General features: G+C 68.5%; 28 protein-coding genes and 1 pseudogene. 12 read left to right on the top strand and 17 right to left on the bottom strand.

Translation table 11 applies throughout. The features are described from left to right. Positions 1-21 precede the first annotated feature (21 nt). The 7 genes from BO221_RS47940 to BO221_RS47910 all read right to left on the bottom strand — a co-directional run bounded on the left by BO221_RS47940 (position 22) and on the right by BO221_RS47910 (position 7830). Positions 22-1539 (bottom strand): RCC1 domain-containing protein, encoded by a 1518-nt coding sequence (locus tag BO221_RS47940; RefSeq protein ID WP_083682631.1) that lies wholly within the window; start codon positions 1537-1539, stop codon positions 22-24. Between the two features lie 8 nt (positions 1540-1547). Next, positions 1548-2369 carry a hypothetical protein gene (locus BO221_RS47935; RefSeq protein WP_143196120.1) on the bottom strand — a complete coding sequence of 274 codons (822 nt, stop codon included), beginning with the start codon at positions 2367-2369 and terminating at the stop codon, positions 1548-1550. A 300-nt stretch (positions 2370-2669) separates the two neighbouring features. After that, complete coding sequence (locus BO221_RS47930; RefSeq protein ID WP_043412497.1) at positions 2670-3704, bottom strand: rod shape-determining protein; 1035 nt, start codon at positions 3702-3704, stop codon at positions 2670-2672. A gap of 242 nt (positions 3705-3946) precedes the next feature. Continuing rightward, complete coding sequence (locus tag BO221_RS47925; protein WP_073567658.1) at positions 3947-4510, bottom strand: hypothetical protein; 564 nt, start codon at positions 4508-4510, stop codon at positions 3947-3949. A 142-nt stretch (positions 4511-4652) separates the two neighbouring features. Beyond that, a complete protein-coding gene (locus tag BO221_RS47920) occupies positions 4653-5372 on the bottom strand; it encodes a glycosyltransferase family 2 protein (protein ID WP_073567657.1) in 720 nt (239 codons plus the stop codon). A gap of 110 nt (positions 5373-5482) precedes the next feature. Beyond that, the gene (locus tag BO221_RS47915) at positions 5483-6259 is read right to left on the bottom strand and encodes a hypothetical protein (RefSeq protein WP_073567656.1); all 777 of its coding nucleotides are present in this window, start codon (positions 6257-6259) and stop codon (positions 5483-5485) included. A 134-nt stretch (positions 6260-6393) separates the two neighbouring features. Beyond that, positions 6394-7830 (bottom strand): aminotransferase class V-fold PLP-dependent enzyme, encoded by a 1437-nt coding sequence (locus tag BO221_RS47910; protein WP_073567655.1) that lies wholly within the window; start codon positions 7828-7830, stop codon positions 6394-6396. Positions 7831-7985: 155 nt separating this feature from the next. Between BO221_RS47910 and BO221_RS55725 the strand changes: the two are divergent. The 8 genes and pseudogenes from BO221_RS55725 to BO221_RS47875 all read left to right on the top strand — a co-directional run. Further along, a pseudogene (locus tag BO221_RS55725) lies at positions 7986-8183 on the top strand (selenocysteine-containing); the annotation flags it as partial. A gap of 91 nt (positions 8184-8274) precedes the next feature. Next, positions 8275-8607, top strand: coding sequence for a hypothetical protein (locus BO221_RS55215; RefSeq protein WP_073567654.1), 333 nt, complete (start codon positions 8275-8277; stop codon positions 8605-8607). A gap of 42 nt (positions 8608-8649) precedes the next feature. Continuing rightward, positions 8650-9474, top strand: coding sequence for a 2,3,4,5-tetrahydropyridine-2,6-dicarboxylate N-succinyltransferase (locus BO221_RS47900; protein WP_073567653.1), 825 nt, complete (start codon positions 8650-8652; stop codon positions 9472-9474). A gap of 9 nt (positions 9475-9483) precedes the next feature. Beyond that, positions 9484-10575 carry a class I SAM-dependent methyltransferase gene (locus tag BO221_RS47895; protein ID WP_073567652.1) on the top strand — a complete coding sequence of 364 codons (1092 nt, stop codon included), beginning with the start codon at positions 9484-9486 and terminating at the stop codon, positions 10573-10575. Then, positions 10572-11648, top strand: a complete 1077-nt coding sequence (dapE, locus tag BO221_RS47890; protein WP_073567651.1) for a succinyl-diaminopimelate desuccinylase — start codon at positions 10572-10574, stop codon at positions 11646-11648. Before BO221_RS47895 ends, dapE begins: the two co-directional genes overlap by 4 nt. Positions 11649-11840: 192 nt before the next feature. Next, complete coding sequence (locus tag BO221_RS53215; protein WP_158080048.1) at positions 11841-13070, top strand: ATP-binding protein; 1230 nt, start codon at positions 11841-11843, stop codon at positions 13068-13070. Further along, positions 13057-13662, top strand: coding sequence for a type II toxin-antitoxin system VapC family toxin (locus BO221_RS47880; RefSeq protein ID WP_073567649.1), 606 nt, complete (start codon positions 13057-13059; stop codon positions 13660-13662). Before BO221_RS53215 ends, BO221_RS47880 begins: the two co-directional genes overlap by 14 nt. Before the next feature lie 73 nt (positions 13663-13735). Beyond that, a complete protein-coding gene (locus BO221_RS47875) occupies positions 13736-14014 on the top strand; it encodes a hypothetical protein (protein WP_143196119.1) in 279 nt (92 codons plus the stop codon). A 15-nt stretch (positions 14015-14029) separates the two neighbouring features. On the opposite strand, the gene BO221_RS47870 is transcribed toward BO221_RS47875, so the two are convergent. The 4 genes from BO221_RS47870 to glpK form a co-directional block, all read right to left on the bottom strand. Beyond that, positions 14030-14902: a DMT family transporter gene (locus BO221_RS47870; RefSeq protein ID WP_073567647.1), complete on the bottom strand. Its 873-nt coding sequence runs from the start codon at positions 14900-14902 to the stop codon at positions 14030-14032. A 113-nt stretch (positions 14903-15015) separates the two neighbouring features. Then, positions 15016-16251 (bottom strand): hypothetical protein, encoded by a 1236-nt coding sequence (locus BO221_RS47865; protein WP_073567646.1) that lies wholly within the window; start codon positions 16249-16251, stop codon positions 15016-15018. Further along, positions 16251-16562 (bottom strand): 4a-hydroxytetrahydrobiopterin dehydratase, encoded by a 312-nt coding sequence (locus tag BO221_RS47860; RefSeq protein WP_073567645.1) that lies wholly within the window; start codon positions 16560-16562, stop codon positions 16251-16253. The genes BO221_RS47865 and BO221_RS47860 overlap by 1 nt, the downstream gene beginning before the upstream one ends. A gap of 36 nt (positions 16563-16598) precedes the next feature. Next, positions 16599-18083, bottom strand: a complete 1485-nt coding sequence (gene glpK, locus BO221_RS47855; RefSeq protein WP_073567644.1) for a glycerol kinase GlpK — start codon at positions 18081-18083, stop codon at positions 16599-16601. A 98-nt stretch (positions 18084-18181) separates the two neighbouring features. On the opposite strand from glpK, the gene BO221_RS47850 reads away from it, so the two are divergent. Then, positions 18182-18712, top strand: coding sequence for an FHA domain-containing protein (locus BO221_RS47850; RefSeq protein ID WP_073567643.1), 531 nt, complete (start codon positions 18182-18184; stop codon positions 18710-18712). A 7-nt stretch (positions 18713-18719) separates the two neighbouring features. On the opposite strand, the gene BO221_RS47845 is transcribed toward BO221_RS47850, so the two are convergent. Beyond that, entirely contained in the window at positions 18720-18929 is a 210-nt protein-coding gene (locus BO221_RS47845; RefSeq protein WP_073567642.1) for a hypothetical protein, read from the bottom strand. A gap of 277 nt (positions 18930-19206) precedes the next feature. Here BO221_RS47845 and BO221_RS47840 point away from each other — a divergent pair, with 277 nt between their 5' ends. After that, a complete protein-coding gene (locus tag BO221_RS47840; RefSeq protein ID WP_073567641.1) occupies positions 19207-19914 on the top strand; it encodes an MBL fold metallo-hydrolase in 708 nt (235 codons plus the stop codon). Here the strand turns inward: BO221_RS47840 and BO221_RS47835 are convergent. The 5 genes from BO221_RS47835 to BO221_RS47815 are packed head-to-tail and all read right to left on the bottom strand — an operon-like array spanning position 19911 to position 25287. Beyond that, the gene (locus BO221_RS47835; RefSeq protein WP_073567640.1) at positions 19911-20327 is read right to left on the bottom strand and encodes a hypothetical protein; all 417 of its coding nucleotides are present in this window, start codon (positions 20325-20327) and stop codon (positions 19911-19913) included. The genes BO221_RS47840 and BO221_RS47835 overlap by 4 nt on opposite strands. A 29-nt stretch (positions 20328-20356) precedes the next feature. Continuing rightward, the gene (locus BO221_RS47830; RefSeq protein WP_073567639.1) at positions 20357-20812 is read right to left on the bottom strand and encodes a hypothetical protein; all 456 of its coding nucleotides are present in this window, start codon (positions 20810-20812) and stop codon (positions 20357-20359) included. Positions 20813-20856: 44 nt separating this feature from the next. Beyond that, a complete protein-coding gene (locus BO221_RS47825; protein WP_073567638.1) occupies positions 20857-22035 on the bottom strand; it encodes a lipocalin-like domain-containing protein in 1179 nt (392 codons plus the stop codon). A gap of 4 nt (positions 22036-22039) precedes the next feature. After that, positions 22040-24592 (bottom strand): FtsX-like permease family protein, encoded by a 2553-nt coding sequence (locus BO221_RS47820; protein WP_073567637.1) that lies wholly within the window; start codon positions 24590-24592, stop codon positions 22040-22042. Next, on the bottom strand, positions 24589-25287 hold the full coding sequence (locus tag BO221_RS47815) for an ABC transporter ATP-binding protein (RefSeq protein WP_073567636.1): 699 nt from the start codon (positions 25285-25287) through the stop codon (positions 24589-24591). Before BO221_RS47815 ends, BO221_RS47820 begins: the two co-directional genes overlap by 4 nt. Positions 25288-25427: 140 nt before the next feature. Between BO221_RS47815 and BO221_RS47810 the strand changes: the two genes are divergently transcribed. Then, positions 25428-25706, top strand: coding sequence for a type II toxin-antitoxin system Phd/YefM family antitoxin (locus tag BO221_RS47810; RefSeq protein ID WP_073567635.1), 279 nt, complete (start codon positions 25428-25430; stop codon positions 25704-25706). 2 nt (positions 25707-25708) lie between these two features. After that, on the top strand, positions 25709-26041 hold the full coding sequence (locus tag BO221_RS47805) for a type II toxin-antitoxin system RelE/ParE family toxin (protein ID WP_073567634.1): 333 nt from the start codon (positions 25709-25711) through the stop codon (positions 26039-26041). Positions 26042-26069 lie beyond the last annotated feature (28 nt).

The raw sequence follows: 26069 nt of genomic DNA, 5'->3' as shown, positions 1-26069 counted from the left end.
TGGGAATGGCCCCACGCCGCTTCAGGGGCTCACCTGGACGGGAGTGGCACGCTGGATGGTCGTTCCATCCCCCAATCGCCCTGCCGCATTGCTTCCCCAGGCCCACAGGGTGCCGTCCTCACGCACTGCCAGTGAGTGGTTTCTTCCGGCCGAGATGGCCACCACGTTGCTCAACCCCCGCACCTGCACGGGCGTGGGACTGTGGGGCGTGGTGCTCCCATCCCCCAGTTGATTGAACGTATTGCTGCCCCAGGCCGAGACGGTGCCGTTCTTGTGCAGCGCCAGCGAGTGGAGATAGCCCGCCGAGATGGCCACCACATCCCTCAACCCGCTCACCCGGACGGGCGTGGGGCGTTGGGTGGTGCTCCCATCGCCCAACGCTCCGTTTTCGTTGTACCCCCAGGCCCAGACGGTGCCGTCGCTGCTCAGCGCCAGCGAGTGCTGGCCACCGGCTGAGACCGCCACCACGCCACTCAATTCGTTCACCTTTACCGGGGCGAGGCGGTTGGTGATCGTTCCATTCCCCACCTGCCCCGAGGTGTTGTACCCCCAGGCCCAGACGGTGCCATCGCTTCTCATCGCCAGTGCATGCTGATCTCCGGCCGAGGCCATCACCACCTCGCTCAAGGCACTCACCGGCACGGGAGTGGAACGGTGGGTGGTCGTCCCATCCCCCAACTCTCCGTCGGCGTTGTATCCCCAGGCACGCACGGTGCCGTCACTGAGCACCGCCAGCGAGAAGTTACCGCCCGCCGACATGGCCACCACATCGCTCGAGTCACTCACCTGCATGGGCGCGGAGCGGTGGGTGGCTGTTCCATCCCCCAGCTGTCCGTACCAGTTGGCGCCCCAGCTCCACACGGAGCCGTCGGTGCCCAACGCCAGGACATGCTGTGCGTTGTTTCCCGCCGAGAAGGTCAGCACGCCGCTCAAGCCGCTCACCTGCACGGGCGTGGCGCTGTAGGTGTTCGTTCCATCCCCCAGTTGCCCGAACTCATTGTTCCCCCAGGCCCAGGGAATGCCGGTCGAGCGCAGGTTCATCGAATGGGCGTTTCCCGCGGAGAGGGTTACGCACGGCGTGGTCACGACGATGAACTTCTTCGAAGCGGAGCGGCGGAGGGCATTGGTGACGGCCACCGTCACCTCGGGCATGCCTCCCTGCGGCATGCAGGGGGGAGCCGTCCAGATGACTTCGCTCGTGGTCGCGCCGTTGACCGGTGCTCCCAGTGTTCCGGTGGGGGCGCTCCAGGCGAACTCGAGCGGGCCATTGTCCGCGTTCCTCGTGGAAATGCGCAGGCGGATGGTGCCCCGGCTCAGGACCAACGTGGCGGATTGATGGGCCTCGATGATCTCCGGAGCTCCCGCTTCGCCTTCGCCCGTGGGTCCGTCGCTGCCCGTGGGCGGGTTCTGCTCGTCGCTCGGGCCCGGGTCGCAGCGCTCCGGGTACTGCTTGCAGAAGAAGGCGCCCTCCTGCTCGAAGTCGATGCAGCCGGAAGCTCCGCCGAGCAGCACGGCCGCGGACACCGCGAATCTCGCCATCCACGCCTTCACGGCCACCTCCCGGACACGAAGGCCGACGTCCCGTCCGTGCCCACCCTCAGCGCCATGGGCGCCTCGGGCGCTCCGAACACGTAGAAGCCCGCCGCGAGCCCCAACCCCACCACGCCCGCGCCGATGAGCCCCGCCCCCACGTTCTGGAATGTCTTCCCTCGCGACATGCTTCGCCGTGCTTCCTCCTGGGAGGTGATGCCCGGGTCTCCGTTGCGCAGCCGCGACTGCTCGTTCCGGGCGAGCCCGTACGACACTCCGCCCACCGCGAGCAGTACGCCGCCCGCCACCGCCGGGATGAGGGCGTGGGAGCGGAGGCCCCGGGGTCCGGAGGTGTTCACCGTGGGGGCGTGCTGGGCCTGCTCGGCGGGCGGAGGCGTCGCCTGCGCGAGGGTTGCCGGCAGCGGCTTCACCTCGAGCGGGGGCGGCGGTGTTTCGGGCCGCTGGGGCTCCGGCTGGTTTTCCGTGCGGCCCGCGGCCAGCGCCTGATTCACCTGTTTGCGCAGGCCCTTGAACTGCCGCGCCACCTTGGGTGACACCCGCACCGGCAGCTTCGCCTCCGGGTTCAGGAACAGGGCCGCCTTGAAGGCCGCGCTGGCCGCGTCGCTCTGGCTCATGTCGGCGAGGATGAGGCCCTCGTACAGCGAGAGCGCCACGTCATCCTCCGCTCCGCGTGTCAGGCGCCGGGCGCTGGAGATCTGCTCCAACGCCCGCTCGTACTCGAGGCTCTCGTAGAGACTGCTGACGGAGGTGAGATAGGTCCGAACCTCCGGGGACACCTGGGCGCGTGCACCCCACGGGAGGAGGAAGAGCACGGCCATGAGGCCCGTCACCACTCTGGCGGCTTCAGAACAAAGGCTCGCAGGACGCATGGGCTTCCCTGGCGAATGGGGGCCCTACGTTCATTCCAGCGTCACGCAAAAGCATTCACGGAAAGCGGACTTCCTCGCGGCACTGGTCAGTCCGTCTTCCGAAGTGTCGGAAACACGGCTCTCCGTGTGCCCCGGTGTTGGCCAGCGTCTAGAGAGCCAACCCGGGACCTCCGGCACCCTCACCCCGTCCCTCTCCCGGGGGGAGAGGGGTATTGGGGAGAGTGGGGACCGGGGGCGAGCGGCGATTGCTCAGCCCGGCTGGCAGACCTGGCGCAGGATGTCGAGCGACTCCAGCGCCTTGCCCGCGCCCATCACCACCGCGGACAGCGGATCCTCCGCGAGGAACACCGGCAGACCCGTCTCCTCGCGCAGCAGCGTGTCCAGGTTCTTCAACAGCGCTCCACCACCGGCCAGCACGATGCCGCGGTCGGCGATGTCACCGGCCAGCTCCGGCGGCGTGCGCTCCAGCGTCAGCTTCACCGCCTCCACGATGCCGTTCACCGGCTCGCTCAGCGCGTCGCGCACCTCGTCGCTGCTCACCGTCAACGTGCGCGGCACGCCGGCCACCAGGTCGCGACCCTTGATCTCCATGGTCATGACCTCCTCGGTGGGGTACGCCGTGCCGATGCCCATCTTGATGAGCTCGGCCGTGCGCTCGCCAATGAGCAGGTTGTACTTGCGCTTCACGTACTGGATGATCGCCTCGTCCAGCTTGTCGCCGCCGATGCGCACGCTCTTGGCGAACACGATGCCGGCCAGGCTGATGACCGCCACGTCGGACGTGCCACCGCCGATGTCGACGATCATGTTGCCGCTGGGCTCCGTGACGGGCAGTCCCGCGCCGATGGCCGCGGCCATCGGCTGCTCGATGAGGTACACCTCGCGGGCACCGGCGTTGGCGGCGGCCTCGCGCACCGCGCGGCGCTCCACCTCGGTGATGCCCGAGGGGATTCCGATGACGATGCGCGGGCTGACGAGCGACTTGCGATTGTGCGCCGTCTGGATGAAGTAGCGGAGCATCGCCGCGGTGATTTCGAAGTCGGCGATGACGCCGTCCTTCATCGGGCGGATGGCCACGATGTTGCCCGGCGTGCGGCCGAGCATCTCCTTGGCCTCCTTGCCCACGGCGAGCACCTTCTTGCCGCCGCGCGCGTCCTGCTGGACGGCCACCACGGAGGGCTCGTTGGACACGATGCCCTGGCCGCGGATGTAGATGAGCGTGTTGGCCGTGCCCAGGTCGATGGCGAGGTCACGCGAAAAGAGAGTGTGGAGCCAGTCGAACATACGGGGGCGGAAACTTTCAAAGGTGCGGCGTCATTTCCAACACCGACAGTGAGTGCGCGGCAACCTACTACGCAGGGCCCGCAGCCGGAAGAAAAGCCAACTGTCAAGTGGAGGGCCCGGCCGGAGAGCGTCCGGCCCACGGGGCCCCCTGTCCTTCCCCCTCCGTCACCCCGTCTTCCCTCTGAGAGCGGGTCCGGGGATGAGGGGTTTTCCCTACAGGTGGCCCGCTTCCCTGCCTCCTTTCAATGGGCGGGCTGAAGCTCGCTCTCCTCCGCGAGGAGGAAGGTGTCCGCCGCTTCCCCGGCCTCCTGCTCGGTGGAGACGGGGCCCAGGTGCTGGGGCTCGGCCACGGTGCCATTTTCCACGGCGTGGCGGTATTCGGGCGTCTGGCGCAGGGCCTCGCTGGTGACACGCAGGAAGGCCTCGCGCACGGGCTCGAAAAGCAGGCCGGCCACGTACCAGAAGGGCGCGTAGTCCAGGCGGATGAGCCCCTTCACGCTCCAGCCCTTGTCCTCGTAGTCCCAGGGGCAGCGGCCGAGCGCCTTGCGCAACAGCCAGCCCGTGGTGAACTCGGCGCCGAAGATGACGGCGGTGTAGGCGAGCGCGCGCACCGGCCGGGGAAGGAAGCGCAGCCGGTCATGGAGGAACTCCATCCCCAACGCGGTGGCTCCGTAGATGGGGTGCATCCACAGGTACGTCTTCGCCGTCCCGTGTGCGTCCCGTTCCACCAGGGCCGCGCCCATGCCGGTGAAGCAGACCTCCATCACCCAGCCCGCACAACCGTAGAGGAGGAATCGCGGCAGCACCCCCCGAAGCTAGGAACCGGCCTCCCAAAGGGCACCTGGCGGCAGGAGGGCGGGGGAGCGGCCGAGGAAGGGCCGGGCCATCCCCGGGGAGGGTGCACGGTGTTGGCCGCCGGACACCCGGGGACGGCGGGGGGCGGGGACGTCAGCGCTTGAGGGCGTACTTGCCGATGGCGTAGAGGGCGCGGACGCCATCCTTCCAGCCAATCTTCTTGCCCTCCTCGTAGGTGCGCCCGTGGTAGCTGATGGGCACCTCGAAGACGCGCCAGCCGCCGCGGGCCACCTTGGCGGTGATTTCCGGCTCGATGCCGAAGCGGTCCTCCTCGATGTTCACCGAGCGGATGACCTCGGCCCGGAAGGCCTTGTAGCAGGTCTCCATGTCGGTGAGGTTCAGGTTGCTCGTCATGTTGGAGAGCATGGTGAGGAACTGGTTCATCACCGAGTGCCAGAAGTAGAGGACGCGCCGGGGCGTGCCGGTGAAGCGGCTGCCGAAGACGACGTCCGCGTCACCATCGAGGATGGGCTGGAGGACGCGGGGAATCTCGCGCGGGTCGTACTCGAGGTCGGCGTCCTGGACGATGACGATGTCCCCGGCGGACTCGGCGAAGCCGCGGCGCAGGGCGGCGCCCTTGCCCTGGTTCTTCTCCTGGAGGAGGACGCGCACGTCGTTGCGGTTCTTCGGGGTGCCGCCGATGACGGACAGGCCCTCGCTGGCCAGACGCTGGAGCAGCTCGCGGCTGCCGTCGCGGGAGCAGTCGTCCACGATGACGAGCTCCTTGGGGAAGTCCACCGCGGTGACGCGGCGGAGGATCTCAGCGAGGGTGGAAATCTCGTTGTAGACAGGGATGACGACCGAGACGAGCATGGCGAAGCGGGCTCTATCCGATTTCCGCGCCCCGCGCGACTCTTCGGTACGGGGGCCTGGGAGCCCAGGTGGAGGCGCTCCAGGCAGGCCCTCGGGTCACCCGGGGGGCGTTACTCCGCCCAGGTGAGCACTTCCACCATGCGCACGAAGCGCCGGTCCGTGCTGACGGCGGCCACCACGAAGCCGGCCGACTCGCCCGGGCCGCCCCGGCCCATGCTGCGCCAGCTCGACACGTAGAGCCGCTGGCTGTTCTGCGAAATCTGGGTGATGTACGCCACCGCTCCGTTCACCTCGGCCGCGCTCGGCGTGCCGTAGGCCGTGCGCGCCTGCAGTCTGGCGGTGAGCTCGGCCGGGGTGATGGGCTCGAAGAAGTACGGGTAGTCGTAGGAGCTGCCAAAGGTCCACCCGTACGTATCCGTCAGCGTCACCTGGTTGGCCACGCCCTGGCCGTAGGGGATGTAGCCCTCCTTGATGCGCGAGGCGCTGGCGAGCGCTCCGCTCGCGCCGTAGAGCTGGGCCGGCGTGCCCGACACCGCGTTCATCCCCAGCGGCGCCGCGTAGGTCTCCGCGTCGTTCAGCTCGTAGAAGTCGTTGAGGTACTTCTTCGCATCCGCCGCCACTCCGGTGAGGAAGGTGGCATTGCCCACCTTGGTGGACAGGTGCGCGCGCTCCGTGGTGTCCACCCAGTAGTCCCGGTCGAAGGCATCGAGCGCACCCGCCATCTCCGCACGGGTGACCGTTGCGCCACTGGGGCTGGTGCTGGTGCGCGCGGCCGCGATCTTCGAGTCGAAGAGGGCGATGTTCGCGGCGCTGTCCGCCAGCGCGGACGGAGCGGCCAGCAGCATCAGACCGCCGAGGAGGAACTTGAGAGAGGAGCTGGACTTCATGGGGGGACCTCGCGAATCGGGCCGGGGGGGCCCGTGGGGAAGGAACTTCGTCGAGGCTCCTACTATTTTCTGCGAAGTCAGGTCCAGCGCAAAAATCCAGTTTGCCTGTTATTCACGGTTTCGTGACCTCGGGCTCAAACGGCCCGGCGCAGGGCTTCGAGGAGGGCGTCCAGGTCCGCGTCGGTGGTGAGCGGATTGATGAGGGTGGTGCGCAGCCACACGCGTCCGCGGAGCGTCGTCTGCACCAGGTAGAAATCGCCGCGGGTGATGAGCGACTCGCGCAGGCGCACCTGGAGCGCGTCGAGCTCCGGATCGGGGAGCCCCTTCGGCGTGTGGCGGAAGCAGACGATGTTGCAGTCCGGGGGGACGGCGAGCTCGAAGTCGCCGGAGGCCTGGAGGCGCTGGGCGAAGCGGCGGGACAGGTCGAAGGTGTCGGTGACGGCGTCCGCGAAGAGCTTCGTGCCCAGGGTGTGGAGGCAGGTGTACAGCTTGAGGGCCATCATCTCCTTGGTGCACTCGAGGGTGCGCAGCGCCACGTCGCTCCAGCGCCGCGTGTCCTGGCCGGTGAAGAGGTAGGAGGCCTCCTGGGCGAAGGCCTCGAAGGAGCGGTGGCCCTCGCGGAAGAGCACGGCGGTGATGAGCGCCGGCATCATCAGCATCTTGTGCGCGTCCCACACCACCGAGTCGGCGCGCTCAATCCCCTTCACCTGGTGGCGGTAGCGGGGGCTGAGCGCGGCCGAGGCACCGTGGGCCCCATCCACGTGGAACCACAGGCCGTGCTTCGCGCAGAAGTCGGCCACGGCCTCGAGTGGATCAAAGGCGCCCGTGGCGGTGGAGCCGGCGCTGGCCACGACGGCGATGGGACGGCGGCCGGCGCGCTTCGCCGCGGCGAGCGTCTCCTCCAGGGCCTCGGGGCGCAGCCGGTAATGCGCGTCCACGGGGATGGGGGTGACGCCCTCGGAGCCCCAGCCCATCATCCGCACGGAGCGGGTGACGCAGTAGTGGGTGGACTCGGGGACGAGCACGGTGAGGGGCGGCCCGGCGGTGGGGCCTCCATTCCACGCATCGAAGCCGGCCCTGGCCTGGCGCGCGGCGAGCAGGGCGGTGAGGTTGCCAGCGGAGCCGCCCGAGGTGAGCACGCCGCCGGAGCTCTCGGGCAGGCCGAGCACCCCGGCCATCCAGCGCAGCACGTTGTGCTCCATGGCGGTGGAGACGGGCCCCATCTCGTAGACGGCCATGCCGTTGTTGAGCAGCGAGGAGGTGAGGTCACACAGGGCGGCGAGGGGCAGGGGCACGGACACCTGGTGGCCCACGTAGTGTGGGTGGTGCAGGTGGTGCGAGTCCTCGATGACGCGGGCGAGGAGGGCGGATGCGTCTCCGCCAGGCTCCTCGGGGAAGTCCGCGGGGAAGCGCTCGATGTGGGTGGCGGGTGGCGCCCAGGGGAGCACGGGGCCCTCGCGGCGGGTGGTGCGGGCGAGGTGGTCGGCGAGCTGGTCCACCAGTTGGTGCCCGAGGCGGCGGAAGTGCTCGGAATCGTAGGCGGCGGCGAGGTTCGGGCGGTGGGGAGCCATGGGCGGCATTATGCAGGGGAGCGGACAGGGACCATGGAGGCTGCTTGCACGCCCCTCGGGAGCCATTATCTCAATGGAGATACCCCCTGAACTGGAGGCCCATCATGGCGTCCCGCATCACCATCACGTATTGCAGCGCTTGAGGCTACAGGCCTCGGGCCGCCCGTGCGGCGGCCGCATTGAAGAAGGAGCTGAACCTGGACGCCGAGTTGAAGGTAGGCCCCTCCGGCAGCTTCATCGTGGAAGTGGATGGCACCCCCGTGGTGAAGAAGGAGTCCTTCGAATTCCCCACCGAGCAGCAGATCGTCGAGGCGGTCTCCAAGGTGGTGGGCGGGCCCCCAGCGGGCTCGTGAGCCCCGGGCAGGCGGCCGGGGGCCTGGCTCCCGGCGCCATGCTCCCCGGAGGGTGAACCGGGCCTCACCTTCATCGCGTGGAGGTGAGGCCATGGCCGCGGAGTGGTTGGAGTCCCCTTTCCAGCGCAAGTCCATCCAGCACTGGATGAAGGTCCTGGACCTGAACGGGAAGGTGCTGGGGCGGGTGGACTGCGTCGGGGAGACGGTGTTGTTCGTGCGCAAGCGCTTCTCGCGCAAGCTGTGGGCGGTGCCCCTGGCGCGGGTGGAGCGGGTGTCGGGCCGGGGCGTGCACGTGGCGGGACGGGAGCGCGAGGTCCTGGAGCCCGAGGCGGGCCGGAAGCGCATGGAGCTCGTCACGGCCACCTATCCCCTGGCGGAGCCTCCGTACACGAAGCTGGAGGCGGCGCGGCACGTGGGCGCATGAGGATGATGCACCGCGTGGCGTTTCGTGCTTGAAGGGGCGGCCATGTCCTCCATCGAGAATCTGTCGCAGAAGGTGTCCGCGGCGTTCGCGGACCGGGCGAAGCTGAAGGAAGCCGGCCATGCCGCGGCGGTGCGCGAGACGCTGGCGCTGCTGGACGCGGGTGAGCTGCGGGTCGCGGAGAAGGGACCCGAGGGCTGGAAGGTGAATGCCTGGGTGAAGGAGGCCATCCTCCTGTTCTTCGCCCTCTCCGAGATGAAGGTGATGGAGGTGGAGCCCTTCGAGTTCTTCGACAAGATTCCGTTGAAGAAGGGGCTGGAGGCGGCGGGCGTGCGGGTGGTGCCGCCGGGCGTGGTGCGCTACGGGGCCTTCGTGGAGCGCGGCGCGGTGGTGATGCCCGGCTACGTGAACATCGGGGCGCGGGTGGGCTCGGGGACGATGGTGGACACGTGGGCCACGGTGGGCAGCTGCGCCCAGGTGGGCCGCGACGTGCACCTGTCCGGTGGCGTGGGACTCGGCGGGGTGCTCGAGCCGCCCACCGCCTCGCCGGTCATCATCGAGGACAGGGCCTTCATCGGCAGCCGCTGCATCGTGGTGGAGGGCGTGGTGGTGGAGGAGGAGGCGGTGCTCGGCGCCAACGTGGTGCTGACGGCCTCCACGCCCATCATCGACGTCACCGGCCCCGAGGAGAAGGTCTACAAGGGCCGCGTGCCCGCGCGCAGCGTGGTGATTCCGGGCATGAAGGAGAAGCAGTTCCCCGCCGGCCGCTACATGGTGCCGTGCGCGCTCATCATCGGGCAGCGCAAGGAGAGCACCGACAAGAAGACGAGTCTCAACGCGGCGCTGCGCGACTTCGCCGTGCCGGTGTAGGCCGCGCGCATGGACTCCTTCACCTGGCGCTCGGAGAGCGGAGAGCCCGCACCGTCGCGGCTCTCCCCCGTGGATGACCGGCTCACCGCGGATACCGCCCTGAAGCGGGTCCGGCGGGGCGAGCACCTTCTGTACACCGGGGACTTCCACAACGCGAAGCAGTTGCTCGGCGCCATGGGCCGCCGTCTTCCCCCGCCGCGTGCGGCGCGCTCGCCCGTGGAGTCCTTCCGCGCCGAGCGCCGCGCGCGTCAGTTGGAGCACGAGACGCTCTCGCGCATCGTCGTGGCGCTGGACCGCGCCTACGGGCTGGAGCTGAAGCGCGCGCCCGACGTCGCCGAGGCCTGCCGCCAGGTGTGGGGCGAGCCCGACGCGGACAGGACCGTGGTCTCCCTCAAGACGCTGCTCGGCATGCTCGGGGCCGCGGAGTGGCGGCGCAAGGGCCTGGACGTGCCCGGGCTCCAGGGCAAGCTCCATCCCCACTACGGCGTCTACCTGCCCACGCGCACCGACTACGTCGAGCTGCTCAACTCCGTCACGGAGGTGCGCGGCAAGAAGGTGTTCGACGTGGGCACGGGCACCGGCGTGCTCTCGTTCCTGCTGCTCCAGCGCGGCGCGGCTTCCGCGACCGCGACCGATATCGACTCGCGCGCGGTGGCCTGCGCCCGGGAGAACGCCGAGCGGCTGGGTCTGTCCAAGCGCTTCGAGGTGATGGAGGGAGACCTCTTCCCTCCCGGCAAGGCGGACCTCATCGTGAGCAATCCGCCGTGGCTCCCCGAGCCGCCGAAGAACCGCGTGGACCGCGCCGTGTTCGACGAGGAGAACCGCTTCCTGCGCGGCTTCCTCGAAGGACTGGCCGCACACCTCAACCCCGGGGGCGAGGGACTGCTGCTGCTCTCCGACCTCGCGGTGCTGCTCGAGCTGCGCGCCGCGGACTGGCTCGAGCAGGAGCTCGCGCGGTGCGGGCTCGCCGTGAAGTGGAAGCGCTCGGCCCCGGCGCGCCACTCGAAGGCGAAGGACAAGTCCGACCCGCTCCACGCGGCGCGCTCCCGCGAAGTCACCACCCTCTACTGCCTGGTTCCCGCTCCGAAAGCCATGCCATGAGCGATCTCGCCACGCGCCTCGCGCAATCCACCCTGGCCCTGTGCCGCATCCCGAGTCCCATTGGCGAGGAGCGAGCCCTCGCCGACCACGTGGAGCGCTGGGCCCATGCGCACTTCCCGCAGCGCGAGGTGTTCCGGCTGGGGCACTCGCTGGTGCTGGGGAGCCTCCAGGACCCGAGGCCCACGGTGGCGCTCGTGGGGCACCTGGACACGGTGCCCGCGCATCCGAACGACCGCGAGCCGCGAATCGAGGGCGAGCGTGTTTTCGGCCTGGGCTCCTCGGACATGAAGGGCGGGCTGGCGGTGATGATGGCGCTGGCGGAGGACCTGCCGCGCGCCGAGCTGCCGGTGAACATGGTGGTGGTGCTCTACGAGCGGGAGGAGGGCCCGTACCTGGAGAGCGGACTGGGGCCGCTGTTCGAGACGCGTCCGGAGCTGAAGCGGGTGAAGTTCGGCATCGCGATGGAGCCGACGGACGGGGTGGTGCAGGTGGGGTGCGTGGGGAGCCTGCACGTGACGCTGCGGTTCAAGGGGCGCAGCGCGCACTCGGCGAGGCCGTGGCAGGGGGAGAACGCCATCCACAAGGCGGGGCCGCTGCTGGCGCGGCTGCTGGAGCTGCCGAGGCGCGAGGTGATGTACGGCGAGTTCGCCTTCTACGAGGTGATGAACATCACGAAGGCCTCGGGAGGGCGGGCGCGCAACGTGATTCCGGAGGCGTTCGAGCTGAACCTGAACTACCGCTTCGCGCCGGGGAAGACGGTGGAGCGGGCGCAGCAGGACGTGCGGGAGCTGGTGGGGGACGCGGCGGAGGTGGAGTTCACGGACCTGGCGCCGAGCGGCCGGGTGTGCGCGGACAACCCGCTGTTCCAGCAGCTCCTGAAGCTGACGGGACTGCCGGCGGCGTCGAAGCAGGCGTGGACGGACGTGGCGCGCTTCTCCGAGTTCGGCGTGGACGCGGTGAACTTCGGGCCGGGAGAGACGGCGCAGGCGCACCAGGCCAACGAGTGCGCCCCGATTCCCGCGCTGGCCGTGGCCTACGAGAAGCTGGCCACGTTCCTGCGAGACGCAAGATAGTCGTTCAGGAACAGTAATGTCCCCTTATCCCACTGGTCGAGGGGTGAGGTGGGGGTAGTATTCAAGCATCTTTAGTGAGAACCCGATGGCTTCTGGCACGTGAGTGCCCGTTTGATCGCGACGAATATGAGACTCCGCTCATTTGAGGTCAGTGGATTCAAGAACCTCACGCACCCCGTGAGGCTTGAGGGCATGGGAGCCATCAATGTCATTCACGGTCCTAACAACGTCGGAAAGTCGAATTTGCTGCAGTCGATACAGCTCTTTTTTGCTCTCGTGCGACTTCGACTTGGCGATTGGCTTCCCGTTGAAGCAACGGGCGCGGTAGAAGTGGGTGATGTTCTCCGTGAATACGGTCATGAGCCAGCTGAGATATTTAATCTTGAGAAGCCTGCGCCTATCCGTATGGCCGCGCAGATCGAGATAGAAGAACAGGAACTTGTTCGTGCTGGGCTTGAGCCATCTTTATTGCCGGATGGTCAAGTAGGCGTGAGTATGGAGCTTTACAGGGCTGAAGACACCGTTTGGTATCAAGTGCGGCGTTTTGCTTTTTCCGACGGAAGCGATGCTGCGTCGATGGCTGTAGATGGTGAAAGAAGGAATTTCGTACGCCAATTCGTCAGCTTCCTATCGCAGGATCCTTTGTTTCGGACCCGGACAGTTGATCGCTTTGCGATGATTGGTATCGAGCGTCTTTCGACATCAGATCTCGCGCTCGCGCTTTATGATGCGAAGGAATCTGCGGATCTTGAGCAGGCTAGGCGTTGGGAACGCTTCCGTGAGGCTATGTCGTCGTTCAAGGATATACTTGGCGATGGTGTGTTTGTTGCCACGTATGATCGAAAGGCGCAGAAGGCGAGCCTCTTCTATCAGACCTCATTTGCGCGAATTCCTTTGCGACTCTTGGGCTCTGGTGTCCAGCAGATCGTTTCATTGATTGGCCATCTGCTCATAACCAACGCCACACTGGTTGCTATAGAAGAGCCCGAACTGAACCTTCGCTATACGCTTCAGGAGCGTCTGCGCGACGTTTTTAGTCAAAAACTAGTGGGGGCGCTTGGTGGACCAAGTCAACTCTTCCTTACGAGCCATTCGCCAGCATTCGAGTCTGGTCCACATTTCTATTTGATGGAGCCCACTCCAACAGGGCCTATGATTGAGGCGCGTAATGTCGAACTGGCCCGCGCCGCTGTTGGTTTTCCGGAGGATGTCGTACCTCCTGGCGTCGATGCGGCCCGGTGCTATCTCTCAACGGAAGGAGTTGTGCGGGTGCCAGAGAACATCCGTCGAGAACTGGGGTTGCTAAATGGTGGAGGCGTAATGTTCCTTAAGAGGGACGGTCACGTCGAAATGATGTCGGATGAGCGGTTCGCTGCGATGCTCGATGTGCACCAGGACGACAAGGGCGATGAACAGGCCTGAGGAGCGGGTCCGCGCTGGTAACGCCACGCTGGCGCTCGATACGAATGCGATGTACTTGGCAAGGAAGCGGTTACTCGACCTGTGTAATTCGGTGAATAGGCTGAATGCAGGGCCGAATGCGCTCAACCTCCGTCTGTGCGTGCCCGCTGTGGTGCACATGGAAATGCTGCTCGACATCCGGCAGAGGCTGCTCCAAATGGGCTCGCCCTACGATGCGTCCGTGGTGGACCAGGGTCTTCGGGATAAGGGGCTTCAGGTCGTGGCTTTCGAGAAGCACCATGCCGAGCGTGCCGCCGAATTGATTGCTGGAATGTTCCCTGATGCATCGGCATGGCGCGAGGCGAAGAGGCTACGTTACGTCAGGACTCTTGGGCTGCATGACTCGGAGGAACTGAGAAAGGTCGGTAAGCGATGCAGCGCGACCATCGACTGGCTCATTGCTGCACAGGCGAGCCAGGAAGGATGGGTTCTGGTAACGGATGACCAAGGAGTCGAGTTCAAAGCGGTGGAAATGAAGATGCGCCTTGGGGAGCTTGAGGAGCTCCTTCGTGCACTACTGGCGACCAAAGCGCTTGATGTCATGGACTTGTGAGTCTCTGTGGACTCCAGTTCCTGGAATTCTTGTTGCTGCATGAAAATGCGAGGTTCGACTGTTCGAGATGCAGATGAACCCGCAGCTGCTCCTCCAGGAGTCCCCCTCGTTCCGGCGCACGGTGGTGCTGATGGTGCTGATCTCCATCCTGCTCTTTGACTGGCAGCCGGGCTCCCGCCTGCTCAGCGCGCCAGCGCAGCGGCGCGAGGAGGAGCGCCCCCTCCCCGAGGATGGGAGTGAGCTGGGCACCCCCGCCGCGAGGACCCCCCGCGCCGCACACCTGGAGTCCCCGCCCCGACCCCTGCCCGGCGTGCGGCAGGCGGCACGGCGGCGCCCCGGGCGACATGGCTGAGTCCCGGTAGATGGCTTACCGCGAGGGCGCCGGGGCCTTCTGCTGTCGCGCGAGCAGGGCCAGGAACACGCCGCACAGCAGCGCCGAGCCCGCTCCCACCAGCCGCGCCGTCAGCGTCTCGCCGAGCAGCAGCACTCCGCCCACCGCCGCCACCACCGGCACCGCGAGCTGCACCACCGCCGCCCTCATCGCCGTCAGGTGCGGCAGCGCCGCGTACCACAGGCTGTAGCCCACCCCCGACGCCAGCGCCCCCGACGCCACCGCGAGCCCTACGCCTTCCACCGTCGCTCGCGGTGCTCCGAGGGCCAGGGGCGCCAGCAGGGACAGCGCGAGCGTCATGGGCACACCGCGCAGGAAGTTGTCCGCCGTCGCCGCCAGCGGGTCCGCGTTGCCTCGTCCTCGCAGGGAGTAGATGCCCCACGCCACCCCCGCTCCCGCCATCAGTGTGGCTCCGAGCGCGTCCGGTGCCGTGGCTCCCGGCAGCCGCAGCACGATGAGCCCTCCGAGTGCCATCGCCAGCCCCAGCCACTCGAGTGCCCGTGGGCGCTCGCCCCGGAAGAGTCCTATCCCCAGCATCGTCGCCTGCACGCAGCCGAAGAGGATGAGCGCGCCCACTCCCGCCGGGATTCGCACGTACGCCAGCGAGAAGCCCGCCGCGTAGGCGAACAGTGCCAGCCCTGAACCCCAGGAGCCTTTTCGTGCTGCGTTCTTGTTGCCGCGCATCCTTAATAGGAGCCATAGGACGATGGCTCCTGATGCCAGGCGGATGCTCGTGAAGCTCGCCGCGTCGATCCTCCACGCTCCGTTCTCGAGGGCGGCTCGGCACAGCAGGGAATTGGCAGCGAAGCCGATCAGCGCGAGGACCGTGAGCACTCCCGTCTTCCACATGGCTCGATGACCCTCACCCTGACCCTCTCCCAGAGGGAGAGGGGATTGACGCGGTGGCGAACCCGGGGGACGGGCACCCTCACCCCGTCCCTCTCCCGAGGGGAGAGGGGTGTTCATCTCCAGAAACCCACTGAGATTCCGAAGTCCGAGTAGCGTCTCGAGACGTCGAACGACGCCGTCAGCGCCCAGTCGTCCAGGTACCGGAACAGGAAGAGCTCGAAGCCCCCCGTCACGTGGGCCCTTGGCAGGTGGTCCTTGAACGGTGAGGGCTCGATGAAGGCTCCCAGTCTCGTTCGGAGCCGGCCCGGCCAGGTTTCGTGTTCCACTCCCACCCTCGGTTGCAGCATCCCCGACACGCCCACCCTCTCCGGCGCCGAGAGCACCGTGAACGAGCGCACCGGCACCGCGTTCTCCGCTGGCGAGATGAAGTCCGCCTGCGCGCTGATGAGCCATCGGCCCGCCGGCCCTTGTGCTCCATTCTCGGCCGGTACCTCCGAGAAATGGTCTCCCTCCAGCATCTGCCGGCGCGCCGCGGGCGAGAGCTGGTTGTAACGCTGGGCGCCCTCTCCCAGTCTCCAGCTCGCTCCCACTGACATCACCGCCGGTGACACCACCGCCGAGTACAACTGCCGGCCCGCCAGGAAGGGCACCTGTCCCTCACCCCGCCTCCACGCGCCCACCACCTCCGGTCTCACCGACACCCCCACCCGGTACGAGCGGCCATGCGGCCGGTACAGCATGTCCAGCGCCAGCCCCGTGTCTCCGTAACGCCAGTCGCCCTCCGGCTTGTGACTGAAGACCGCCTGTGCGCTGTAGATGCCGAAGCCGATGATGAAGTCGTCCCGCCCCAGCGCCACCGCTCCCGCCAGCGAGGACTGCACCAGCGACACGCGGATGCGGTCGCTCGAGTCGCAGAGCACCGTGTTGCAGTAGGCCACCTGGTAGTTGCGCAGCGAGAAGCCCAGCCCGAAGTTGCGGTACTGCAGCATCACCGCGCCCTGGAGTTGCAACGTCTCCGGCGCGTCGTCCGCCAGGCCGTCGTTGTCCAGGTCCTCGCCTTTCACCTTCGCCAGCGGCAGGTTCATCCAGGACAGCGTGAAGCCCACGTCCCAGTCCCGGTCCAGCCCCGGCGCGCGGTGCGCCAGCGCCGCCTGGTTGTGCGTGAAGCCCGCCACGCCCTCGGCGATGCCCACGTACGCCCCGCCCAGCCCCACCACCCGCGACGAGCCCATCAGCACGCCCGAGTTCAGGTACAGCCGCTCCGGCCGGGTGGCCTCGGGCACCTCTTCCTGTGCCCGTGCCACCGGTCCCGCCAGCAGCACCCCGGCGACAATGAGTGCTGCCCTCATCAGCCCTGCTTCACGACCTGGGTGAAGTGCGTGTCCGCCTCGGCCGCCAGCTTCGTGTCACGCCACGTCAGCCCTCCCGCGTCGTGCGTCACCAGCGCCAGCGTCACCTTGCGCCAACGGATGTCGATGTCCGGGTGGTGGTCCGCCGCCTCGGCGGCCTTCGCCACCCGGCTCACGAACTCGATGCCCGCCAGGAAGCTCGGCGCCTCGTACGTGCGGCGGATCATCCCACCCTCGTGCTTCCACTCGGGGTGCTCCGTGAGGAACTGCTTCAGCGCCTCGGGGGTCAACTGCGTGCGGTCATAGGCCATCGCTCATCTCCTCTATCGCAACCGGGGGCCGCTGTCTCAGGCACGCTCCACCGCGCGCCGCCACTTGGTCAGGTACCGTTCACGCACCTCGGGCTTCATCTTCGGCTTGAAGACCTTGCCCACCTTCCAGGCGCGGCGGATGGCGTCCGGGCCGCTCCACACGCCCGCTCCCAGGCCCGCCAGGAAGGCCGCCCCCAGGCTCGTCGTCTGCAGGTTCTGGGGACGCACCACCTCCGTCCCCAGCATGTCCGCCTGGAACTGCATCATCAGGTTGTTGGCCGACGCCCCTCCGTCCACCTTGAAGGACGGAATCTCCCGCCCGCTGTCACGCCGCATCGCCTCGGCCAGGTCGTGGATCTGCATCGCCACGCCCTCGAGCGCCGCGCGCGCCAGGTGCGCCACCGTGGTGGAGCGGTCGATGCCCGCGAAAAGGCCGCGCGCCTCCGGCCTCCAGTGCGGCGCTCCCAGGCCCGCCAGCGCCGGGACGAACACCACGTCCCCGCTCTCCTTCACGCTGGCCGCCAGCGGCTCCACGTCCACCGCCTTCTTGATGACCTTCAGCCCATCCCGCAGCCACTGCACCGCGGCCCCGGCGATGAACGAGCTGCCCTCCAGCGCGTACGCCGTCTTGCCGTTGATCTTCCACGCCACCGTGGTGAGCAGCCCCGCCTTCGACGCCACCGGCGTCTCGCCCGTGTTCATCAGCAGGAAGGCCCCGGTGCCGTAGGTGCACTTGGACTCGCCCGGGTTGAAGCACGCCTGCCCGAAGAGCGCCGCCTGCTGGTCTCCCGCCATGCCGCTGATGGGGATGCCATCCGGCAGGCTCTTCATGCCCCGCGTGGTGCCGTAGCTCTCCGCCGAGCCGCGAATCCCCGGCAGGCACGCCGCCGGCACGCCGAAGAGCGTCCGCATGCCCTCGTCCCACTCGAGCCGGTTCACGTCCATCAGCAGCGTGCGGCTGGCGTTGGACACGTCCGTGACGTGCGACTGGCCCCCCGTCATCTTGTAGACGAGCCACGTGTCCACGGTGCCGAAGCACGCATCCCCCTTCTCGGCACGCTTGCGGGCCCCCTTCACGTGCTCCAGCATCCACGTCAGCTTCGTGCCCGAGAAGTACGGGTCCAACACCAGGCCCGTCGTCTGCCGCACCCGGGACTCCTCGCCCTGCTCACGCAGCTTCGCGCAGTGCTCCGAGGTGCGCCGGTCCTGCCAGACGATCGCATGGCTCAGGGGCTTGCCCCCGTCGCGCAGCCACAGGCCGGACGTCTCGCGCTGGTTGGTGATGCCCACCGCGGAGAGGTCCTTGCCCGCCAGCCCCGCGTCCTTCAGCGCCAGACGGATGCACTGCTCGACACTGGACCAGATTTCCTCCAGGTCGTGCTCCACCCAGCCGGGCTTGGGGAAGTACTGGGTGAACTCGCGGTACGAGCTCCCGACCACGCGCAGCTTGTCGTCGAGGATGGAGACGTGCGTCCCGGTGGTGCCCTGGTCCACTGCCAGCACGTACTTCGCCTTCGCCATGGATGAAGCCTCCTGAGGCTGCCTGGGTGGTGTGCGGGCGCAACATACCCGAGCCTGGGCTCTTGGCACGCGCGGCGTGGGCGCCTAGCCTGCGCGCCATGCCTTCGGTGAAGGAATTACGGGCGCTGCCCCAGGTGGATGTGAGGACGTTCCAGTCCGTGCACGGACCGGTGGCGCTCATCCAGCAGCCTCCCGCGCCCGTCTTCCAGCGGGTGGCCCAGCAGATGGGCGGGGCGCGCACGGTGTTCATGGCCCACCGCTCGCGCCTGGCGGACCGGTTGATGGCGATGCTGCAGGGCTTCGAGCACCTGCAGGTCCTCTTCCTCAAGCCGAAGACGGATGGCGAGGTGTTCGCCGTGGGCCGGCTGGAGACGAGCTCCCTGGTCATCCATGACCCGTCCGTCTCCAAGTTCCACGCGCTCGTGCGCTGGAGCGCGGCGGACGGCAACTGTTTCGTGCGCGACGCGGGCTCGATGAACGGCACCTTCGTCAACGCCATCGCCCTGGGGGAACAGGAGCAGCAGTTGGTGGATGGGGACGGCCTGTCCTTTGGCGACGCGCAGTTCCTCTACGTGCGTACCGACACGCTCCACGCGCACCTGGCCATGGCCGCCCCCGTGACCCGCTGAGCCTGCGTCAGGCGGGAATCTGCCGGCGGGCCATGAGGCGGCGCGCGCTGAGCAACGCGAGCCCCCCGAGGCTGAAGCGGCCCAACGGGGTCAGGCCGAGGAGGAAGTTCGCGGCGGGGCGCCGGGCGAGGGTGTTGCGCCGGTACCAGGGAACGCGGGGCCGCTGAAAGAACTTCGCGAGAATCCAGGCGCCGAGTGCCTTCTTGGCGAGGGCCATGCTGTCGCTCCTGTGTGGAATCGCCCACGGGTCCATTCCCGTGGTGCGGTGTCCTTCAAGCTGGGGGCCGTGGTGGCCGGGGACAGCCCGCGGACGGGCCGGGGCCTGGCTGCCCGCCTGCTCGCCCTTCGGACGAAAGCACCCTTCCGGACAACCCCTGTCCACCAGACGGCGTCTCCGGGCCCGCGGAGGTCCGACCGGCCGTGCGATGGGCGGGCAGTGCCTACCTTGTCCCTGTCCCGGTGGGGGTGGGCCACCCGGGAGAGGGAGGGAGTGGATGAAGGGCTTCATCTTCGAGGAGCTGAACGGCGGGGCGAGCTGCCGCACGTACCTCATCGCCAGCCCGCGAACGCGTCAGGCGCTCATCGTGGACCCGGTGCTGGAGCTGGTGCCCGGCTACATGCAGCGGCTGGCGAAGGACCAGCTCCGGCTGATGATGGTGGTGGACACCCATACGCACGCGGACCACCTGTCCGGAGGACGCGAGCTGTCCCGGATGACGGGCGCGGTGCACGCGGGAGCTCCGGAGGGCTCGGTGCGGCGATTGCTGCGCGATGGCGAGGTGCTCGCGGTGGGCGACGTGCACCTCACCGTCTGGGACAGCCCGGGGCACACCTCGGACGCGCTGGTGCTGGTGATGGAGGACCGGGTACTGACCGGGGACACGCTGCTCATCGGCGCCACGGGCCGGACGGACCTGCCCACGGGCGATGCCGAGGCCGAGTACCTCAGCCTCCAGCGGTTGTTGTCGCTGCCCGAGGACACGCTCGTCTTCCCCGCGCACGACTATGGCGGCCGGACGTTCAGCACCATCGCCCACGAGCGCCTCACCAACCCGCGCTTGCGGTTGGACCACGAGGCCTTCATCCGGCTGATGACGACTCCGCGCGCCGAGAAGCCCGCGCGCCTGGAGGAGGCACTGGCCTACAACACGCGCCCGCTGGAGGCGCGTGACGAGCCGGCCGAGCAGATGGCCGTCTTCTAGGCCACGCGCGTGCTGAGCTGGGCGCGCTCGCGGGCGATGAGCTCGCGGGCCTCCGGCTCCGTGGCGACGAAGTGCATGTCGAAGGTGAGCTTGCCCGTCATGGCGTGCACGAAGGCCAGGCTCTTGGCCACCGCCTTCTGCACGAAGCCCGCGCCAATGTAGACGGAGCCGAGGAACCAGCCGGGGTTGATGCTCTTGGAAACGTGCTCCCGGGCCTCCGTCTCGACGGAGGTGGCGTCCGTGAGGTCCGTCACCACGAAATAGGGGTGTTTGTTACCCAGCTCTCCGTAGAGTTCCGACAACGCGATGGCGTCCTGCAGCGTGGTCTCTCCGTGGATCTTCACCCACAGGATGTCCGGCTGCTCGAAATGGGCGGTGTGCGTCCCGAACTTCCACTCGCGCTGGATGGTCATGTCTCCCCCGAGAACGGTTGCGCGGCATCCTACCCGTCAGGGTGGAGAGGGCGAGCGGTGGCACGTGCGGACCCGCTGTATTTGTCTAGCAGGGAGCGTTCCTCGGCGATGAGTGCGCGTGCATCGTTCTCTGTTGGAACGAAGTGCTGCGGCCGCGTCTGCTGACCCGTGAGGGAGTGGAAGAAGCTCATGCTGGTGGCCACCGCCCGCTGCATCAGTCCCGCTCCGATGTAGGTGGCGCTGTGGAACCAGTCCGCGTGGAAGTTCCAGGAGACGTGGTCCCGGGCCTTCAGGTCCACGGTGGTGGCGTCCGTGAGGTCCGTCACCAGGAAGAAGCGCTGCTGGCTGCCTACCTCGCGGTAGACCTCGAGGATGGTGATGGCGTCCTCCAGCGACGTCTCTCCGTGAATCTCCATCCACAGCACGTCGGGCGGTTCGAACCAGGCCCGGTGTGTCCCGAAGCTCCACTCGTGAGGCTGCGACATGGTGCTACCCCCCGTTGGACGCGATTCTACACGCCGGTCCTCGCTCAACGCCCTCGTACGGGAGTGTCGCCATAACCCGTCAACTCGACATACCCACGTCCCTGGACCGGCTGGCCCGCGTGGGTGCCCGAGAAGCGCACCGCGCCTTCCCAGTAGCGAACACTCACCGGCAACTCCTGGTCCGCGAGCGCGGGCGTGATGTCCAGTGTCAGACCTCTCGACGGTACCGAGAGCTTCCAGCGCGCCGGGTACGCCACGCCACTGTGGGGGCTCGTCCAGGTGTCCGCCACCTCCAACCGGATGTCCTCGCGCGACAGGTGCACCGGTGCTCCCTCGGCGGGGACGAGCGTGCCCGCGCTGAATGCGTCCGCCGTGCCGTCGTGCCGGCGCAGTTGGTAGTACATGAGCTCGCCGCCATCCGAGAGCTGGAGCGCGAACCAGTCCCAGCCCACCAGCTCCTGGCCGAGCGCGCTGGTGCCCCACTCGCGGTCCATCCAGCTCTGCCCCGTCACCTCGTACGCGCGGCCGTCCACCGTTACCTGTCCGCGCGTGGGCATGCGGGTGAGCGAGTAATAATAGGAGGCATTGCCCTTCTGCGGCCCCTTCCGGCTGAGGCCCCGGTCCCCCTGGAGCACCGGCGGCTTGCCAGCCTCCAGCTCCAGTGACAGCGACACGTCCGCGCTCCGGGCGGTGAGCCGCAGGGGCAGAGCGCCGTCTCCGATGGCCTCCGCGTTCCAGTCCTCGAGCCAGACGCGGAGGGGCGTTGTCCGCGCACCCGCCAGGTCCATCGCCTCGCGGCTGAAGCGCTCGGTGGCGTGGAAGCGCCCGCCGCTGATGTCCGAGAGCGCGAGGTGCCCCATGTGGACGTGCCGGGTGCCCCACGCGGACGCGCGCTCCGCCTCCCCGGGGGCCAGGGCGCTGCGGAAGAGGGTGAACTGGTAGCCGAACTCGTGCCCGTCCGCCGTGGTGAGGTTGCCTGTCCAATACCACCACTCGGTGTGGAAGCCGGGGTGGGGGCCATGGTCCTCGGGGAAGTGGAACTCCCGGGGCTCGAGCGCTTGCGTGTAGCCCTCCGCGCCGCTGGCCCCGCCGAGCGCCTCCGACACCTTCATCGTCGGGGCGTTCTCCAGGGGCGGCGACGTGTCGCGCGTGACGTAGGCCGCGCCGGCCGCGAGCCCCACGAGTACCACCATCACACCAATGATGAGTCCGCGTCCGCGCATCGCCTCACTCCTCCCTCAGCGCCAGGGCGGGGTTGGCGCGCGACATCTTCCAGGACGGGTACAGGCCGGCGAGCGCCGCCGCCGCCAGGGCCAGCATCATCGCCTGGGTGAGCACGTCCCCGGAGACGAGCAGTTGCAGCGTCCACCCGAAGGAGCGCTGGTTGATGACGTGGACGAGCACGTACGCGAGCGCCACGCCGAGCGGCAGCGAGAAGAGTCCCGCGAGCAGGCCCAGCAGCCCCGTCTGGAGGGACACGAGGCCCCAGAGCTGGCGCGGGGTGAGGCCGGTGGCGCGCAGCACCGCCAGCTCGCGCGCCCGCTCCAGTTGCAGCGCCATGAGCGCGCTCAACACGCCGATGAAGGCCACGCCCACCGCGAGCAGCCGCAGCACGTGGGTGATGGTGAAGGTGCGGTCGAACACCTCCAGGGACAGCTGGCGCAGCGCACGGTTGGACTGGATGCCGAGCGCCTGTACGGTGCCGGCGCGCTCGCGCACCCGGGCCACGAGTGCGTCCACGTCCTGGCCGGGCTCGGCGTAGAGGGCCACGCCACTCACGCGTGCGTCCTGGAAGTGGAGCAGGTACGTGCTCCGGAGCATCAGCACCGTGCCCGTGTCCGAGCCGTAGTCGAAGTACACGCCCACCACACGGAAGCGGCGCGGACCCTGGTCCGTGGCCAGCTCCACCGTGCCGCCCACGCCCAGCCTGCGGTGGAAGGCGAAGGGCTCGGAGACGAGGACGGCGTCCGGTGCCTCCAGCTCCTTCCACACGCGCGCCGGGTCTCCCTCCTTGAAGCGGTAGGGACGCACCGGGGTGGCACCGAAGTCCACCGCGCGCACGTCCGTGGGCACCCCGTCCACGCGCACCTGCACCGTGCGGATGGTGCTGCTGCTGGCCACTCCGGGCGTGGCGCGCACCTGCTCGGCGAGCCCCGGCGCGAAGGTGGCGCCACCCCGCCGGGTGACGAGCGCGGGCGGGGAAACATAGACGTCCGCCTCCAGCGAGGACTCCAGCCAGTCCGCCACCGTTCCGCGGAAGCTCGTCACCATGAGGCCCACGCCCACCGTGGTGGCCACCGCCACCATCAGCGCCGCCAGCGCCACGGCGGTGCGGCTGAGGTTCGACGTCACGCCTCGCGCCGCCATGCGCCCGAGCAGTCCGAAGGGACGCCCCAGTGGACCCGCCGCCAGTCCCGCCAGCTTCGCCGTCAACCAGGGCACCAGCAGCGACGCGCCGAGCAGCACCGAGAAGAGGCCCGCGTAGGCCGGCAGCAGCTCGGGCGTGGGCAGGGACAGCAGCCCCACGCCCAGCGCGAGGATGACCAGTCCCAGCAGCGCGAGCCGGGGCGCCCGGTTGCGCGACACGTCCTCCAGCGTGGAGCGGCGCAACGTCACCGCGGGCGCCGAGCGCGCAGCCTCCCACGCGGGCAGCATCGCGGCGGCCAGCGTCGCGCCCAGTCCCAGCAGCACGCCCTTCACCAGCGTGAAGGACTCCAGCGAGAGGCTTCGCACGCTCACCACGAGGTACAGGTCGTTGAGCGTCCGGGTGACGAGTTCCATCAACCCGCGCCCGAGCACGATGCCCAGCAGCAGTCCCGCCACCGTGCCCACCACGCCCAGGACCGCCGCCTCGCCGAGCACCAGGGCGAAGAGCTCGCGCCGGGTGATGCCCACCGCGCGCAGCCGGCCGAGCTGCTCGCGCCGCTGCACCACCGAGAAGGTCATCGTGTTGTAGATGAGGAACGTCCCCACCACGAGCGCCAGCAGCGACAGGGCGGTGAGGTTGGTGCGGAACGCTCGCGTCATCTGCTCCACCGCGTTGCCCCGGGCGTGGGGCCGGACCACCTCGACGCCCTCGGGCAGCAATGGGCGCAGGCTCGCCAACCGGGCCTCACCGGCCTCGCCTTCCGGCAGCTTCAGGTCGATGCGCGAGAGGTGCCCCATCTGTCCGAGCACCTCCTGCGCCGTGGAGACGTCGGTGAGAACGAGGCCCTCCATCGCCTGGGCGCGGTTCTCGTCCCCGGAGTGGAGCAGCGCCACCACGCGCAACTGCTTCACAACGCCCTCCACGGCCACCCGGAGCGGGTCTCCGGCCTTCACGTTCAGCGCCCGGGCCGTGCGCTCGGTCATGAGGGCGGCACCGGGCTCGGTGAGGAAGGCGCCCATGTCCACCTTGCCACCGCCTCGGGGAACGAAGGAGCGGAAGGGCGCCTCGGCGAAGGGGTCTACTCCCAGGATGGTGAGGATGCGCTGATCTCCGCTCCTCGCGCGCACGTAGCCTTCCACCACCGGAGCGGAGACGGGGGCGCCGGGCTGGAGACGCAGGGCGCGGTACACGGATTCGGGCAGCCCCGAGGGCCCACCGACGAGCTGGTGGGTGGCACGGCCCGCCACCGTATCCGTGGAGCGCTCGAAGGCGCGCATGGCGCTCGCGTTGGCGAGGTCGATGGACACCACCACCGCCACGCCGAGCGCGATGCCGAGCAGGGACAGGGCGGTGAGCCACGGGTGGCTGCCCAGGTGACGCAGGCTGGAGCGGACCAGGAGACGCTGTTTCACGCGCGGGCCTCCCGCTCGACGAGCCGGCCCGCTTCCAACGACAGCACCCGGTCCGCGCGTGCGACGAGGCCGGGGTCGTGGGTGACGATGAGCGCGCAGGCCTTCTCGCGGCGTGTGAGGCCCTCGAGCAGGTCCAACACCTTGCGTCCCGTCTGCTCATCGAGGTTGCCGGTGGGCTCATCGGCGAGGAGCAGGGGAGGGGTATGGGCGAGCGCGCGGGCCACGGCCACCCGCTGCTGCTCGCCACCGGAGAGCCGGTCGGGGAAGCTCGCGGCCCGGTTGCCGAGCCCCACGGTGTCGAGCAGCTCGCGCACGCGGTTGCGTGAGCCGAGGCCGTCGCGGCCGGTGAGCTCCAGGGGCAGGAGGATGTTCTCCTCCACGGTGAGGGTGGGCAGCAGGTTGAAGGCCTGGAAGATGAAGCCGATGCGCTCGCGTCGCAGCAGGGTGCGCTCGTGCTCGCTCAGGGTGACGAGCTCCCGGCCATCGACGCGCACCGTGCCCCGCGAGGGCAGATCGATGCCGCTGATGAGATTGAGAAGCGTGGATTTACCCGAGCCGCTGCGGCCGAGCAGCACGATGAACTCGCCCGCGTGGAGGGTGATTCGCACGTTGGCGAGCACCTCGCGGACGGCATCGCCCTCGGCGTAGGACTTGGAGACGTCGTGGAGCTCGACAACGGGCTGGGCGGGGGACATGCGGGGGAAGTCCCTAACGGATGCGCGGGGTTCACGCACGTTCTGAGTGAAAACAGGTCCTCGTCAGCCCGCCCGGCCTGGGGGATGCCGTGCGGTCCGAGGCGGGAGTTGGTACTGTTCCCGGAACTGGAGGCGGGCGCATGAAGCTGACCGAGGACATCAAGCCGGTGACCTACATGAAGACCCGTGCCGCGGAACTGCTGCGGGAGGTGAAGCGATCGCGCAGGCCCGTCGTCATCACGCAGAATGGAGAGGCCCAGGCGGTCGTCCTGGATGTGGCCACCTACGAGGCCCTCCGTGATGCCTCGCTGCTTCTCCAGCTCGCCTCCCAGGGCGAGGCGGATGTGCAGGCGGGACGTACGACACCTCAGCCGGAAGTTTTCGCGCGTGCTCGGCGGCGGCTCGCCCGGGAGAAGTAGGCATGGGGCGGCGCTTCGCGGTCGACTGGGCGGAAGTCGCCCGCATCGATCTCGATGAGTTGCTCGACTACATCGAGCAAGAAGACTCGGGAGCGGCCCTCGCCGTCCTGGGGCGGCTGGAGCAGGCCGCGAAACGGCTGGAATCCATGCCCCTTCGGGGACGGGTGGTTCCAGAACTGGCTCAACGCAACATCCGGCTCTACCGCGAGCTCATCGTCCGCCCCTGGCGCATCATCTACCGCGTGGGGACGGACCGCGTCCTGGTGCTGGCGGTCCTGGATGGAAGAAGGGACCTCGAGGGATTGCTCCTGTCGCGGTTGCTTCGTCGGACGTAGGGCATGGAGGCCCGAAAGGGCTTTCGCC

It is taken from the genome of Archangium sp. Cb G35, assembly GCF_001896145.1.
Taxonomy (GTDB): Bacteria; Myxococcota; Myxococcia; order Myxococcales; family Myxococcaceae; genus Archangium; species Archangium violaceum.
Note: the sequence above shows the minus strand (reverse complement) of the source record. Positions and strands in the feature narration are given on the sequence as shown.

Coding starts and splice junctions, on each gene's coding strand:
- BO221_RS47830 (WP_073567639.1), bottom strand. CDS start 20,812: ATGTCGCAGCCTCACGAGTGGAGCTTCGGGACACACCGGGCCTGGTTC.
- BO221_RS47815 (WP_073567636.1), bottom strand. CDS start 25,287: ATGTCCCCCGCCCAGCCCGTTGTCGAGCTCCACGACGTCTCCAAGTCC.
- BO221_RS47860 (WP_073567645.1), bottom strand. CDS start 16,562: ATGGCCTATGACCGCACGCAGTTGACCCCCGAGGCGCTGAAGCAGTTC.
- BO221_RS47940 (WP_083682631.1), bottom strand. CDS start 1,539: ATGGCGAGATTCGCGGTGTCCGCGGCCGTGCTGCTCGGCGGAGCTTCC.
- BO221_RS47845 (WP_073567642.1), bottom strand. CDS start 18,929: ATGGCCCTCGCCAAGAAGGCACTCGGCGCCTGGATTCTCGCGAAGTTC.
- BO221_RS47805 (WP_073567634.1), top strand. CDS start 25,709: ATGGGGCGGCGCTTCGCGGTCGACTGGGCGGAAGTCGCCCGCATCGAT.
- BO221_RS47810 (WP_073567635.1), top strand. CDS start 25,428: ATGAAGCTGACCGAGGACATCAAGCCGGTGACCTACATGAAGACCCGT.
- BO221_RS47865 (WP_073567646.1), bottom strand. CDS start 16,251: ATGAGGGCAGCACTCATTGTCGCCGGGGTGCTGCTGGCGGGACCGGTG.
- BO221_RS47870 (WP_073567647.1), bottom strand. CDS start 14,902: ATGTGGAAGACGGGAGTGCTCACGGTCCTCGCGCTGATCGGCTTCGCT.
- glpK (WP_073567644.1), bottom strand. CDS start 18,083: ATGGCGAAGGCGAAGTACGTGCTGGCAGTGGACCAGGGCACCACCGGG.
- BO221_RS47930 (WP_043412497.1), bottom strand. CDS start 3,704: ATGTTCGACTGGCTCCACACTCTCTTTTCGCGTGACCTCGCCATCGAC.
- BO221_RS47840 (WP_073567641.1), top strand. CDS start 19,207: ATGAAGGGCTTCATCTTCGAGGAGCTGAACGGCGGGGCGAGCTGCCGC.
- BO221_RS47895 (WP_073567652.1), top strand. CDS start 9,484: ATGGACTCCTTCACCTGGCGCTCGGAGAGCGGAGAGCCCGCACCGTCG.
- BO221_RS47835 (WP_073567640.1), bottom strand. CDS start 20,327: ATGACCATCCAGCGCGAGTGGAAGTTCGGGACGCACACCGCCCATTTC.
- BO221_RS47875 (WP_143196119.1), top strand. CDS start 13,736: ATGAACCCGCAGCTGCTCCTCCAGGAGTCCCCCTCGTTCCGGCGCACG.
- BO221_RS47935 (WP_143196120.1), bottom strand. CDS start 2,369: ATGGCCGTGCTCTTCCTCCTCCCGTGGGGTGCACGCGCCCAGGTGTCC.
- BO221_RS55215 (WP_073567654.1), top strand. CDS start 8,275: ATGGCCGCGGAGTGGTTGGAGTCCCCTTTCCAGCGCAAGTCCATCCAG.
- BO221_RS47825 (WP_073567638.1), bottom strand. CDS start 22,035: ATGCGCGGACGCGGACTCATCATTGGTGTGATGGTGGTACTCGTGGGG.
- BO221_RS47850 (WP_073567643.1), top strand. CDS start 18,182: ATGCCTTCGGTGAAGGAATTACGGGCGCTGCCCCAGGTGGATGTGAGG.
- BO221_RS53215 (WP_158080048.1), top strand. CDS start 11,841: ATGGGAGCCATCAATGTCATTCACGGTCCTAACAACGTCGGAAAGTCG.
- BO221_RS47910 (WP_073567655.1), bottom strand. CDS start 7,830: ATGGCTCCCCACCGCCCGAACCTCGCCGCCGCCTACGATTCCGAGCAC.
- BO221_RS47900 (WP_073567653.1), top strand. CDS start 8,650: ATGTCCTCCATCGAGAATCTGTCGCAGAAGGTGTCCGCGGCGTTCGCG.
- BO221_RS47880 (WP_073567649.1), top strand. CDS start 13,057: ATGAACAGGCCTGAGGAGCGGGTCCGCGCTGGTAACGCCACGCTGGCG.
- dapE (WP_073567651.1), top strand. CDS start 10,572: ATGAGCGATCTCGCCACGCGCCTCGCGCAATCCACCCTGGCCCTGTGC.
- BO221_RS47920 (WP_073567657.1), bottom strand. CDS start 5,372: ATGCTCGTCTCGGTCGTCATCCCTGTCTACAACGAGATTTCCACCCTC.
- BO221_RS47915 (WP_073567656.1), bottom strand. CDS start 6,259: ATGAAGTCCAGCTCCTCTCTCAAGTTCCTCCTCGGCGGTCTGATGCTG.